This is a genomic window from Pectobacterium polonicum (genome assembly GCF_005497185.1).
GTDB classification, from domain to species: domain Bacteria; phylum Pseudomonadota; class Gammaproteobacteria; order Enterobacterales; family Enterobacteriaceae; genus Pectobacterium; species Pectobacterium polonicum.
The window spans coordinates 56294-68760 of sequence record NZ_RJTN01000002.1; the positions used below are offsets into that span (position 1 = coordinate 56294).

The 12467-nt window shown below is 49.2% G+C and carries 11 protein-coding genes; 3 read left to right on the forward strand and 8 right to left on the reverse strand.

Features of this window, described 5'->3' with window-relative positions; translation table 11 throughout:
• Positions 1 to 7: 7 nt before the first annotated feature.
• Both pheT and ihfA read left to right on the forward strand, forming a co-directional pair.
• On the forward strand, positions 8 to 2395 hold the full coding sequence (gene pheT / locus EDI29_RS02575) for a phenylalanine--tRNA ligase subunit beta (RefSeq protein WP_137739599.1): 2388 nt from the start codon (positions 8 to 10) through the stop codon (positions 2393 to 2395).
• Between the two features lie 4 nt (positions 2396 to 2399).
• Entirely contained in the window at positions 2400 to 2696 is a 297-nt protein-coding gene (ihfA, locus tag EDI29_RS02580; RefSeq protein WP_005968881.1) for an integration host factor subunit alpha, read from the forward strand.
• 139 nt (positions 2697 to 2835) lie between these two features.
• Here the strand turns inward: ihfA and EDI29_RS02585 are convergent, their stop codons facing one another.
• The 4 genes from EDI29_RS02585 to nadE form a co-directional block, all read right to left on the reverse strand.
• Entirely contained in the window at positions 2836 to 3198 is a 363-nt protein-coding gene (locus EDI29_RS02585; RefSeq protein WP_137739600.1) for a nitrous oxide-stimulated promoter family protein, read from the reverse strand.
• A gap of 140 nt (positions 3199 to 3338) precedes the next feature.
• Complete coding sequence (locus EDI29_RS02590) at positions 3339 to 5057, reverse strand: ABC transporter ATP-binding protein (RefSeq protein WP_137739601.1); 1719 nt, start codon at positions 5055 to 5057, stop codon at positions 3339 to 3341.
• Positions 5058 to 5171: 114 nt separating this feature from the next.
• Positions 5172 to 6059 carry an aromatic amino acid DMT transporter YddG gene (gene yddG / locus EDI29_RS02595; RefSeq protein WP_137739602.1) on the reverse strand — a complete coding sequence of 296 codons (888 nt, stop codon included), beginning with the start codon at positions 6057 to 6059 and terminating at the stop codon, positions 5172 to 5174.
• A gap of 217 nt (positions 6060 to 6276) precedes the next feature.
• Positions 6277 to 7101, reverse strand: a complete 825-nt coding sequence (gene nadE / locus EDI29_RS02600) for an ammonia-dependent NAD(+) synthetase (protein ID WP_137739603.1) — start codon at positions 7099 to 7101, stop codon at positions 6277 to 6279.
• 226 nt (positions 7102 to 7327) lie between these two features.
• On the opposite strand from nadE, the gene osmE reads away from it, so the two are divergent.
• Positions 7328 to 7657 (forward strand): osmotically-inducible lipoprotein OsmE, encoded by a 330-nt coding sequence (gene osmE / locus EDI29_RS02605; protein ID WP_137739604.1) that lies wholly within the window; start codon positions 7328 to 7330, stop codon positions 7655 to 7657.
• Between the two features lie 155 nt (positions 7658 to 7812).
• On the opposite strand, the gene EDI29_RS02610 is transcribed toward osmE, so the two are convergent.
• The 4 genes from EDI29_RS02610 to EDI29_RS02625 all read right to left on the reverse strand — a co-directional run bounded on the left by EDI29_RS02610 (position 7813) and on the right by EDI29_RS02625 (position 12463).
• Positions 7813 to 9207 carry an L-cystine transporter gene (locus tag EDI29_RS02610; protein ID WP_137739605.1) on the reverse strand — a complete coding sequence of 465 codons (1395 nt, stop codon included), beginning with the start codon at positions 9205 to 9207 and terminating at the stop codon, positions 7813 to 7815.
• Positions 9208 to 9644: 437 nt separating this feature from the next.
• Complete coding sequence (locus EDI29_RS02615; RefSeq protein WP_137739606.1) at positions 9645 to 10220, reverse strand: metal-dependent hydrolase; 576 nt, start codon at positions 10218 to 10220, stop codon at positions 9645 to 9647.
• A 238-nt stretch (positions 10221 to 10458) separates the two neighbouring features.
• Positions 10459 to 11415: a pectin acetylesterase PaeX gene (paeX, locus tag EDI29_RS02620; protein WP_137739607.1), complete on the reverse strand. Its 957-nt coding sequence runs from the start codon at positions 11413 to 11415 to the stop codon at positions 10459 to 10461.
• Positions 11416 to 11758: 343 nt separating this feature from the next.
• A complete protein-coding gene (locus tag EDI29_RS02625) occupies positions 11759 to 12463 on the reverse strand; it encodes an oligogalacturonate-specific porin KdgM family protein (protein WP_137739608.1) in 705 nt (234 codons plus the stop codon).
• Positions 12464 to 12467 lie beyond the last annotated feature (4 nt).

Genomic DNA, 12467 nt, shown 5'->3' on the forward strand with positions numbered 1-12467 from the left:
ATACATCATGAAATTCAGTGAACTCTGGTTACGCGAGTGGGTAAACCCGGCGGTTGACAGTGAAACACTATCCGAACAAATCACGATGGCTGGGCTAGAAGTAGATGGCGTTGAGCCTGTTGCTGGCGCATTCCACGGCGTGGTTGTCGGTGAAGTGGTTGAATGTGGGCAGCACCCGAATGCAGATAAACTGCGTGTGACAAAAGTGAACGTTGGTGGCGATCGCCTGCTGGACATCGTTTGCGGCGCGCCGAACTGCCGTCAGGGTCTGAAAGTGGCGGTGGCGACGGTAGGTGCCGTGCTGCCTGGCGACTTCAAAATCAAAGCCGCCAAACTGCGTGGCGAGCCGTCTGAAGGTATGCTGTGCTCATTTTCCGAATTGGGCATTTCCGACGATCATGATGGCATCATTGAATTGCCAGCGGACGCACCGATTGGCACGGATATTCGTGAGTACCTGAAGTTAGATGACAACGCGATTGAAATCAGTGTGACACCAAACCGTGCTGATTGCTTAGGCATCATCGGCGTGGCGCGTGATGTGGCCGTATTGAATCAACTGGCGTTGAATGAACCGACTATTGAGCCCGTTGCTGCGACGATTCAGGACACCTTCCCGATTCAGGTTGATGCGCCTCAGGCATGTCCGCGTTATTTAGGCCGTGTCGTGAAAGGTATCAATGTTAAGGCTGCAACGCCGCTGTGGATGCGTGAGAAGCTGCGCCGTTGCGGTATTCGCTCTATCGATCCCGTGGTGGACGTGACCAACTACGTTCTGCTGGAACTCGGTCAGCCGATGCACGCATTCGATCTTGACCGTCTCAACGGCGGCATTATTGTGCGTATGGCGGAAGAAGGCGAAACGCTGACGCTGCTGGATGGTAACGAAGCGAAGCTGAACGCCGATACGCTGGTTATTGCTGACCAGCAGAATGCGTTGGCAATGGGCGGTATCTTTGGCGGCGAGCATTCTGGCGTCAATGAAGAAACGCAAAACGTTCTGCTGGAATGTGCCTATTTTAACCCGCTGTCGATTACCGGACGCGCACGTCGCCACGGTTTGCATACCGATGCCTCTCATCGCTACGAGCGTGGTGTTGATCCGGCGTTGCAACACAAAGCTATTGAACGCGCCACTCGTTTGCTGATTGAAATCTGTGGTGGTGAAGCAGGCCCGGTCGTTGATGTCAGCAGCGACGCTGATTTGCCAACGCGCGCAACGATTACGCTGCGTCGTGAAAAGCTGGATCGTCTGATTGGCCATGTGATTGCCGATGAGCAGGTGAGCGATATCCTGCAACGTTTAGGCTGTAACGTGGTGAAAACTGACACCGGCTGGCAGGCGACTGCACCGAGCTGGCGCTTTGACATGGAAATCGAAGAAGATCTGGTTGAAGAAGTCGCGCGTATTTACGGCTACAACAACATTCCGAATATTCCTACTCAGGCTCCGTTGATCATGACCGCGCATCGTGAAGCGTCATTGTCATTGAAGCGTGTTAAGGCACTATTAGTCGATCATGGCTATCAGGAAGCAATTACTTACAGTTTTGTTGACCCGAAAATTCAGGGGTTAATCCACCCTGAGGAAGCTTCGCTGAGTCTGCCGAGCCCGATTTCAGCAGAGATGTCGGTGATGCGTTTATCACTGTGGAGTGGCTTACTGAGCGCCGCTGTGTATAACCAAAACCGTCAACAAAGTCGCCTGCGTCTGTTTGAAAGTGGTCTGCGTTTTGTACCGGACACCAGTGCTGACCTGGGTATTCGCCAGGATCTGATGCTGGCGGGTGTGATTACCGGCACGCGTTATGAAGAACATTGGGATCTGGCGCGTCAGGCCGTTGACTTCTATGATTTAAAAGGCGATTTAGAGGCGGTGCTGGCATTGACGGGCAAATTGTCTCAGATTGAATTCAAAGCCGAAAATAATCCGGCATTGCATCCAGGACAAAGTGCTGCTATTTATCTGTGCGGAGAACGCATTGGATTTATTGGCGTTATTCACCCAGAGCTGGAGCGCAAGTTGGATCTTAACGGGCGCACCGTGGTGTTCGAATTGTTGTGGGATAAGGTTGCAGACCGCGTATTGCCTGATGCGAACGAGATTTCCCGCTTCCCTGCGAACCGTCGTGATATTGCCGTTGTGGTCGCTGAAAATGTCCCTGCGGGTGATATTTTGGCCGAGTGTAAGAAAGTTGGCGCAAATCAGTTAGTTGGCGTAAACTTATTCGACGTGTACCGAGGGAAGGGCGTAGCGGAAGGTTATAAGAGTCTGGCTATCAGCCTGACCCTGCAAGATACCACGCGTACACTGGCAGAAGAGGAAATTGCCGCTACCGTTGCTGAGTGCGTAGCAGCATTAAAACAGCGATTCCAAGCATCCTTGAGGGATTGAACCTATGGCGCTTACTAAAGCTGAAATGTCAGAATACCTGTTTGAGAAGCTCGGGCTGAGCAAACGGGATGCCAAAGACCTAGTCGAGCTATTTTTTGAAGAAGTTCGTCGCGCTTTGGAAAATGGCGAGCAGGTCAAGTTGTCAGGTTTTGGCAATTTTGATTTGCGAGACAAGAACCAACGTCCTGGACGTAACCCAAAAACTGGCGAAGATATTCCGATTACGGCGCGCCGTGTGGTCACGTTCCGTCCGGGGCAAAAGCTGAAAAGCAGGGTAGAGAACGCCTCTCCCAAAGAGTAACTGTGTCACTCAAAAAGGCCGCGTAAGCGGCCTTTTCCTCTCTTATTTGCCTTCATTTTATCTATTTCAACGTCATCTACTTTTTTAACGTCAGATCGATACCTATCGGCTCCGTCTGCTGCGAAGAACGGGTTGTCCGTCAGGTTCGCGCTTTTGGCGAGGTCTCTTTTTTGGGATAGTCTGGCACGGGTCGATGATCGTCAATTAAGTGGCGTATTGCCAAAATAGGGTGACGTAGCAGCATTCGCGGCCCAGACCAGCGCATAATCGCTTTAATTGCTTCACGTCTGGCTGGCTGATAGCAGTGGATGGGACAATGCTTACATGCGGGCTTCTCTTCACCAAAATGACAGCGCTCCAGACGTTTGATGGCGTAGCTAAACAGGTCTTTATACTGTGTGCTGTCGTCGGTTTCTGGGTGGTGCTTTTCATACAGTTCGATCATCAACCCGACGGTACGGATCTCCCGCTGTCGGTATTTTCCCAGGGGTTTTCTCGCCATGTGCGTTATGTCCTGATGAAATTATAATAGGTGTATTTTAAATGCAATTTATAGCAAGGGAAACCTCTTAAGTCACATCAACGTGTAAAAGGCTGAGAGAGAAAAAGGCGAGGAGAACCCTCGCCGAAGAAAAGAAGGTATCAGGCCTGACCGAATTGTGCCTGATGCAAAGTCGCATAAATGCCACTTTGTTCCAGCAACGCTTGATGGCTGCCTTGTTCAATGATGCTGCCATTATCCACTACCACAATACGCCCCGCGTTCTGTATGGTTGCCAGTCGATGCGCGATAACCAACGTGGTGCGTCCTGCGGATAGTTCGCTAAGCGATTGCTGTATCGCCTGCTCCGTTGCCGTATCTAGTGCGGACGTCGCCTCGTCGAGAATCAGGATCGGCGGGTTTTTCAGGAAGATTCGCGCGATAGACAAACGCTGCTTTTGCCCACCCGACAGCTTAACACCGCGTTCGCCGACTACGGTATCCAGCCCTTCAGGCAGATTTTCGATCAGTTCATCTAATCTGGCTCGTCGTGCAGCTTCCATGATTTCATCATCGCTGGCACCAAGTTTTCCGTAGGCGATGTTTTCTCGAATGGTGCCGCCGAATAGGAAAACATCCTGCTGTACGATGCCAATTTGGCTGCGCAGTGACGCCTGTGTCATCTGGCGGATATCCATGCCGTCAATGGTGATGGCTCCGTTGGTTAAATCGTAGAAGCGGGGTAGTAGAGAGCAAAGTGTGGTTTTGCCTGCACCGGACGGGCCAACAAACGCGACGGTTTCTCCCGCACGAATTGACAGGTCGATATTACGCAGAATTGGGCGTTCGGCGGAATAACCAAAGCCTACCTGTTTAAACTCGATATTACCTTTCAGAGGCCCTGCATCATGCGCATCAGGGGCATCGGCAATCTCGGGAACCGTATCGATCAGTTGAGTAAAGCGCTTGAATCCCGCAATGCCCTTGGGATAACTCTCCAGCACAGAGGTAATTTTGGCAACGGGGCGGAAGAAAACTTCAATCAGCAGCAGAAAACCGATAAAACCGCCGTAGGTGAGCTCGCCCTGAATGACATACCAAATACCTGCCAGCATCACGATAAGCTGTATCAGGCGCGTGCTGAGGTAACTGAGCGTCATGCTGGCGGTCATGATGCGGTAGGCCTGCAATTTGGTGCGGCGATAGTTTTCATTGTCGTTAGAGAACAGTTTCTTCTCATGGGCTTCATTAGCGAAAGCTTTAACGACACGGATACCGCCCACGCTCTCTTCAATACGGGCGTTGAAATTGCCCACCTGACCGAAGAGCTGACGCCAGGTTTCCGTCATTCGTGCGCCATAGCGGCTAACGAGATATCCCATGAAAGGCACGATAACAATCGTCAGCAGCGCCAGATTCAGGTGAACCGTCGCCATTAGAATAAATGCGCCAATAAACGTCATAATAGCGAGGAACAAGTCTTCCGGGCCGTGGTGGGCGATTTCCCCCACTTCTTCCAGATCTTTGGTGACGTGCGTGATGATATGCCCGGTCTTCATATTGTCGTAGTAACGGAACGGCAAATTTTGCAGGTGCTCAAACGCCTGCCGGCGCATGTCGGTTTCAATCCCCACGCCCAGCGCATGTCCCCAATAGTTGACGATAGCCATCAGCGCGGTATTCAGCAGATATACTGCCAATAGCGCCACTGACGCTAACAGAATCAGGGACCAATCCTGAGCAGGCAACAGTTTATCGATGAACGCTTTAATCGCCATCGGAAACCCTAATTCAAGCAGGCCTGCGATAATGGCACAGCCAAAATCGAGGACGAATAACCCTTTATAGGGAGAATAGTACGAAAAGAAACGGCTTAACATGTGTGACTTTTTTAGGTAACGAAATGTGAAAGTGACTATAACAGGTTAGCGAGAAGAATGTGACCGCGAGCAGATTAAGGTTTTTATTGGTCAGAGAATCTAACCGGAAACGGATCAGCGCGTGGGCGACCGTGTCGCATACCAACAGAGTAATGAGCCTGCTGTGACCATTGCGACGCCTTGCCAAAACGAAATGGCGGGCGTGATATTGAGCCAGATCGCCGCCAGCAATGTGGAAAGTACGGGCGTGAAGTAAGAGGCCGTTGCCAGCAGCGTCAGATTGCCGTGTTGAATACCAGCATTCCATGCTGAATAAGCCAACGCGGCTGATGCTCCCATAAAGAGCAATTCCAGCGAACTCGGCAACGTTAATGAAATCGGCCCTTCGGCACTGAAGGAATACTGAATCCATAGCACGAGCGAAGCGATGAAGAAGAACAACGATACGCCGCTTTTTCCCTGCCCATAACGCTTGGTGATATTGCAGTATAGCGCCCAGGTTAAGGCCGCAGAAAATGCCAGACTGTAGGCCAACGGGTTAGCAAGAATGTTGTTCCACAAGCGCTCGGGTGTCCAGTCACTTTCTCCTTTCATAATCCAGACGATACCACCCAGTGCGAGTGCGAGGCCTGGCCAGAGCAGCAGACGGCTTTTCTGTTGATTGATAAAAAGAGAAAAAAGGATGGTCAAACTGGGCCACAGATAGTTAATCATTCCGATTTCCATCGCTTGCATGCGGCTATCGGCTAATCCGATAGACAGAGACAGAAATATTTCATAGCAGACAAATAGCGCACCGCCCGCGAACAAATAGATTCTGGGTAGCGTGTTAATGCGCGGAAGGCCATAAAAAGCCAGTAAGCATAGCGTGCTGGTGGAGTAAATCATTGCCGCTCCCCCAATAGGGCCGAGCGCCTCTGTCAGGCTGCGGATAAGCCCAACGGATGTACTCCATAGAATGATTGCGAGTAAGCCTGTGAGCGTGGCGCGCTGTGGTGTCATGTTTATCCCTGCCATCCTTCAAATTGCCTGCACGTTGGTTGCACTGCTTGGTCTTTCCATGGCTGCGCCCTGATGAACCAACGCTTCACGTTATTCAAAACGCTAATACTTTGTCCTACCACCTGAATACGTGACGGTGTCGTAAAGTGCGTGCAGAAGGAATCAAGTTTGAACCGGACGTTGTTGTCAGCGTCCGGTGGTATTTTATAGTGAGGGTTTACTGCCAGAAGTCATCAAATACGGTAATAGGCGGACGACGCTTGTGCTCCGTTTTGCGATACCAGTTCTCGATCGTGGCCGCATCGTTAGCGTCGATCTGCTTACCTTCCAGATAATCGTCGATCTTTTCATAGGTCACGCCCAGTGCAACTTCATCGGGAAGGGCGGGACGATCTTCTTCCAAATCGGCCGTTGGGGCTTTGGTATAAAGATGGGAAGGGCAGCCCAGCTCGCGCAACAGCGCTTTACCCTGACGCTTATTCAGCCGGAAAATCGGGTTGATATCGGTACCGCCATCTCCGTATTTGGTGAAAAAGCCCGTTACTGCTTCTGCTGCATGATCGGTACCAACGACAAGACCTGCATTCATACCTGCGATGCTGTACTGTGCTTTCATTCGCTCTCTGGCTTTTTCATTGCCTTTGACAAAATCAGAAAGCTCGACGCCAATGGCTCGTAATGTGGCTTCACTGGCTTCGATTGCAGGCTTGATATTTACGGTGAGTACGCGATCGGGTTGGATAAAGGCGATGGCATCCTGACAGTCAGCTTCATCAGCCTGTACGCCGTAAGGTAGCCGGACAGCGATAAATTGATAGCGAGAATTTCCCGTTTCATTGCGCAATTCCGTGATAGCCGTCTGGCACAGTTTGCCTGTCAGGGTAGAATCCTGACCGCCGCTGATACCCAACACTAACGACGTAACAAACGGGTGAGCATTCAGATAATTCTTTAAAAAATCAACGCTGACACGGATTTCCTGTGCTGGATCGACGCTACTTTTCACTCCCAGCGCCGTGATAATGTCGTTTTGTAATGACATGCCATCTCCCTCCTGAACTTATTGATACTGAAAAAGAATTATTACGATTACTTGAGTGTAAAACGAATCGACGTGAAGAAAAAGAACAAGCTGTCAGGTAGTCATTTTCCCTATAGATACACGTTTTTTGACTATCGGCCAATAGGTTACATATCCACGCTATGATTTGAAAAAGTGGTCGCCGCCGACTAGCCTTAGGGTGACCCATTAATAATGAGGTGATGAGATGAAGAATAACAGATTACTGGTGTGTATTGCGGCAGCGGGTGCTGTCATGCTGGCGGGATGTTCGGCTTATAACAAAGCAGAAAGCTATGTTAATGAGCCCGTAGTGAAAGATGTGAAGGTGGGAATGACGAAGCAGCAGGTCCACCAACTCGCAGGCAGTGGAATGGAAAAAAGGCTGGTGAATGCCAAGGGTACCTGTAGTGATTATCTGCTGAAAAACCGTGATGGGACTGCGCAGAACTATTTTGTGAGCTACAACGATACGGGGCATGTCCTCAACAAAGGTTTCCAAACCTGTCAGGCTTATGACACCAATCCACAGCGCTAAGTAACCTGATTGCACGACATCGTCATAAAAAAACGTAGGGAACGTTTTTCAACGTTGCGTAGCAACGACTCGTGGGGTGATGGATAAGGATGTCCGTCATAAAAAAACGCCGACAGCATGAGCCGTCGGCGTTTTCTTTTGTGCTGCAACATGGCTTAGCGGTGTGTCAATTCCGCGTCATCCTGCGCGTTGAAAACCGTTTTATCCGTCTGCTTCATCAACTGGCTGGTGACGGTTCCTGCCGTCATCGATCCGCTAACGTTGAGCGCGGTACGTCCCATATCTATAAGCGGTTCAATGGAGATTAGCAAAGCAACGAGCGTGACTGGCAACCCCATCGCGGGTAAAACGATTAACGCGGCAAAGGTGGCACCACCGCCTACGCCGGCTACGCCAGCGGAACTGATGGTAACAATGCCAACCAGTGTTGCAATCCAGACTGGGTCCAGAGGGTTGATTCCCACCGTTGGTGCGACCATCACGGCCAGCATCGCTGGATAAAGCCCGGCACAGCCGTTTTGACCGATTGTCGTACCGAAAGACGCCGCAAAGCTGGCGATAGATTGCGGTACGCCAATGCGGCGCGTTTGCGCCTCAATGCTGAGTGGAATTGTCGCTGCGCTGGAACGGCTGGTAAACGCAAATGTCAGTACCGGCCAAACTTTGCGATAAAAACGCGCCGGATTGATACCGGTAAAAGACAAAATCAGCGCATGGACGCCGAACATTATTGCCAACCCCAGATAGGATGCAACAACAAAACTACCCAGTTTGAGGATGTCTTGCAGGTTAGAGCTAGCAACCATTTTGGTCATTAGCGCCATGACGCCGTAAGGGGTTAACTTCATCACCAGACGAACAAGCTTCATTACCCAGGATTGCAGTGTGTCGATGGCGGTTAACACACGTTCGCCTTTCACTGCATCATCTTTCAGTAGTTGTAACGCTGCAACGCCAAGGAAAGCCGCGAAAACGACGACGCTGATGATAGATGTTGGGTTAGCGCCAGTCAGTTCAGCAAACGGGTTTTTAGGGATGAATGACAGAATAAGCTGAGGAACGTTAAGATCAGCAACTTTGCCTGCGTAATTGCTTTCAATTGCCGTTAATCGTGCAGTTTCTTGCGCACCTTGTACCAGTCCGGTTGCCGTCAGGCCAAACAGATTGGTGACAAAAACGCCGACCAGCGCAGAAATAAGCGTGGTGATCAACAAAGTGGAAAGCGTCAAAACGCTGATTTTCCCTAATGATGAGGCGTTATGCAGTTTGGCAACGGAATTGAGAATGGAGATAAATACCAGCGGCATCACGATCATTTGTAACAGCTGTACATAGCCATTACCGACGATGTTAAACCATGAGATGGACTGCTTAACTACTGGGTTGTCGCCGCCATAAATCAGATGCAGCGCCAGACCAAATAACACCCCAACAACCAAACCCAGCAATACCTTCTTTGCCAGACTCCAGGATGGATTGCGGCTGGCATAGCCTAATCCGAACAGTAATGCGACAAATAGCAGAATATTTATGAGTAGCGGAAAATTCATCCGGCTTTGCTCCCTATCAGTGAATCGCAACACATTGCCCACGATCCTGCGCAGTAGTGCAGAACGGTGGAGGCGGTGTGATTTTTTGCGATAAAAAATAACAAACGCGCACAGGATAACAGGTCTTTTGCCATCATGTTACAGAGATATGTCTATACCCGTCATACTTCAAGCCGCATGTGCGTTGGCTACGCTCACTCACCCGAATCACTTACCTGAGTAAGCTCATCGGGATGAAATGAGAGACATCCTGTCTCTCACCGAAGGCCAGCCGTTGGCTGGTCAAATTCGTTCCTGACGAATTTGTCCTTCTCTTGCCGCGTTACGAGGCGCATAAATACGCCTCGCCCTAAAGGGCCAACACTTTGTGTTGTTCAAAACGCTAACGTTTTGTCCTGAAACTCGAATTATTTAGGGTATTACGCCAGGCAGCGTGGTTATTTCACGTATTGAAAGAGGTACGTTTGCGCTGACTGTAAGAAGCGAAATGACTGCTCGTAGGTGCAACAATCTAAATTCTTTTGTGGTTGATACAGTGAAAAACCGATACAGGCAAGACACAGGAAGCGCTCTAATTGATTACCTTTTTGGCTGTTTAAAATCGGCACGCGGAAACGCCAGCGGCACGGCCAGAGTAGGGGAACGCCGGAGGGGGTCAACATGTCGGCGAGAATATGGCTAAGATAACCGACGATCATGGCATGATAGGCATCAGTCGGAATCGGCCAGCTCGGTGGTAGGCGCGTCTGAATAAAGAAAATACCCGTAGCAATAGCAAGGAGGCTGTGAGTAAATCCCCGATGACCAAAAAGCCGCGCGATCGGTGTAGAAAGCCACTTCAGGCGTTGTCCAAGAACGGATTTTGGGTGATCGATATCGGGTAGCAGCGCGGTAAGGAGTGCTCCAGGGATAATGTGCCACCAATCTCCGGTAGCCAGCGCTGGCGATAACTCAACTTTTTTAGCCAGAATCGCGCAGGCAACAGAAAAAAGCAGGTGTCCTTCCGCAGTCATGAAACTTCTCAAATAAAACTGTTATTTTATACAGTATAAGAGATTATCTCTGTCTGCGGAAGCGGTGACAGCGTAACGATTTATTACGCTATACCCGTCATACCGCAAGTTGCATGTGCGTTGGCTGTACTCACTACTCGGCTCATCCATGAGCCTCGCCTCGTTGGGGCCGCTGCAAGCAGCGTTCAAACGTTTACGTTTGTCCTGAAACCCGGATGATTTAGGGTATATATCTTTATTATGGTGCGGTTTTGGGCTGTTCTACGGGCAAAGCTTGCAGCCAATTGTCCAGCAGTTGAGGCCATGCTGCTGCGGGAAGTCCCTTAGTACCGCGTAGACCGAAGCCGTGTTTACCTTTCTCAAAGAGATGCATTTCAACCGGAATTTTTTCCCCTCTCAGTGCACTAAACATGATCAGACTGTTATCAACAGAGACTGACGGATCGTCAACGGCATGTACCAGAAACGTAGGGGGCGTTTGAGCCGTAACCTGTTTCTCTGGAGAATAACGAACCACCTGCGCTTCCGTTGGCTGTTCACCGATTAATTGTTTGCGTGAACCAGCGTGCGCAATATTGGCTTGCATGGAAATCACGGGGTACATCAAGACCATGAAGTCAGGACGTGCGCTTACGCTGTCAATGGCATCCATCGCAGGATAAACGGATTGTGCGAATCGGGTTCCGAGGCTAGCGGCAACGTGACCACCAGCAGAGAACCCCATAATACCAATGCGCTGTGGGTTAATGTGCCACTTATCAGCATTGGCTCTCAGTGTTCTTATTGCTCGCTGTGCATCAGCCAGTGGGGCATCAGCGCCCTCTTTATGGCCTTCGCCGGGCATGCGATAGGTCATGACGAAAAGTGTGTAACCCTGCTGGTTAAAGAACGGTGCCAAATCGCTGCCTTCTTTATCCAGCACGACACGTTGATAAGAACCGCCGGGCGTAATGAGTAATGCGATGCCATTAGGTTTCTCTGCCTGATAAACGGTAATTTCGGGGCTGCGAATACCCATCGCCGCTCGGTCAGGGAGAGAGGCATCTTTACTTCGTTCGACGACTTGCGGCTGTACCGTTGAAGAAGAAGCTCCTGGTGCATCACCGTGTGGCCAGACAGGAAAAACAGGTTGGGCGTAACTTAATCCATTTACAGACATCATAATGGCCCCGACAAGCAGAGAACGAACAATCATGATAGATCACCTGACAAAGGGAAAGGGGGTGGGCGATGATAAAAAATAGGGTAGCCATTACATCGGAGAAAAAATGACTACCCTGAACCGCAAAATTTAATAAAGAAGTAACATTCATACACGAAGAGGGTAAATCAGACACAGCAATTCCAACAGCTAAAACGCATGTAGCTAAAAAATATTAACTCGATCGTATGTAACAAAGAAACGTAACTAACTTGCTTAACCAACAACCGATATCGTAATAAAAGGATGTTAATGATAAAAGAAAAACCAAGTAAACAATTAACAATAACATCCCTTTTACCAACTAATAATGCTTATTTAAATAACAAGGCCATTATTAGAAGTTGTATTGAATACCTACACGATAGCGAGTCTGACGTTCATCGCTGAGTTTATCAGCAGCAATATTTCCGACTTCTACATAAGGCGTCCAGTTTTTATCCCACTTGTAGGACAGTTTTACGTTGTGATCAATTTTCCATGTTTCGTTATCGGCCTGATAGTTATTCGCTCTGTTTGATTTTTTATAATCAGTTTCATAACTGATACCAAAATCTTTCAGGAATTTATAACTTAATGTACCAGTGAGGTTATAGCCATTCTCTGATGTATTGGCTTTGCCAATGTTGCCGCTTGTACGGGCATAGTAAGGGCGATAACGTAATGAGTAAGAGAGATCTTTAACTATGTTAACTTTACCGGTTAAGTACGGTTTGTAGGTGCTGCTTGTATTATTTGACTCAAACGTTAAACCGGGCTCTAAAGAGAATGTGTCATTGATTTTATAGGCATAACTAGCTTTTACTTCTGTACCGTTACTTACCGGCTCATTAAGAGGTTTATCTGGTGTTGAGTCACCGTTTTTCCATTTAGCTTCTACGGAAAGCCCGAAGCCATTATCAAAACGGTGAGACATTGAAAGACGATCTTTATGATCACCTTTAGCGGTATCTTGCATTTCATGACGGTAATCGATGGTTACGGCCATTGCATTTACACTAATTAATGACGTAACAGCCAGAGCTAGTAATTTAAATTTCATTGTT

Bases quoted from the DNA above. Each gene is read 5' to 3' on its own strand.
- pheT (WP_137739599.1), top strand. From the start codon at position 8: ATGAAATTCAGTGAACTCTGGTTACGCGAGTGGGTAAACCCGGCGGTT.
- ihfA (WP_005968881.1), top strand. From the start codon at position 2,400: ATGGCGCTTACTAAAGCTGAAATGTCAGAATACCTGTTTGAGAAGCTC.
- EDI29_RS02585 (WP_137739600.1), bottom strand. From the start codon at position 3,198: ATGGCGAGAAAACCCCTGGGAAAATACCGACAGCGGGAGATCCGTACC.
- EDI29_RS02590 (WP_137739601.1), bottom strand. From the start codon at position 5,057: ATGTTAAGCCGTTTCTTTTCGTACTATTCTCCCTATAAAGGGTTATTC.
- yddG (WP_137739602.1), bottom strand. From the start codon at position 6,059: ATGACACCACAGCGCGCCACGCTCACAGGCTTACTCGCAATCATTCTA.
- nadE (WP_137739603.1), bottom strand. From the start codon at position 7,101: ATGTCATTACAAAACGACATTATCACGGCGCTGGGAGTGAAAAGTAGC.
- osmE (WP_137739604.1), top strand. From the start codon at position 7,328: ATGAAGAATAACAGATTACTGGTGTGTATTGCGGCAGCGGGTGCTGTC.
- EDI29_RS02610 (WP_137739605.1), bottom strand. From the start codon at position 9,207: ATGAATTTTCCGCTACTCATAAATATTCTGCTATTTGTCGCATTACTG.
- EDI29_RS02615 (WP_137739606.1), bottom strand. From the start codon at position 10,220: ATGACTGCGGAAGGACACCTGCTTTTTTCTGTTGCCTGCGCGATTCTG.
- paeX (WP_137739607.1), bottom strand. From the start codon at position 11,415: ATGATTGTTCGTTCTCTGCTTGTCGGGGCCATTATGATGTCTGTAAAT.
- EDI29_RS02625 (WP_137739608.1), bottom strand. From the start codon at position 12,463: ATGAAATTTAAATTACTAGCTCTGGCTGTTACGTCATTAATTAGTGTA.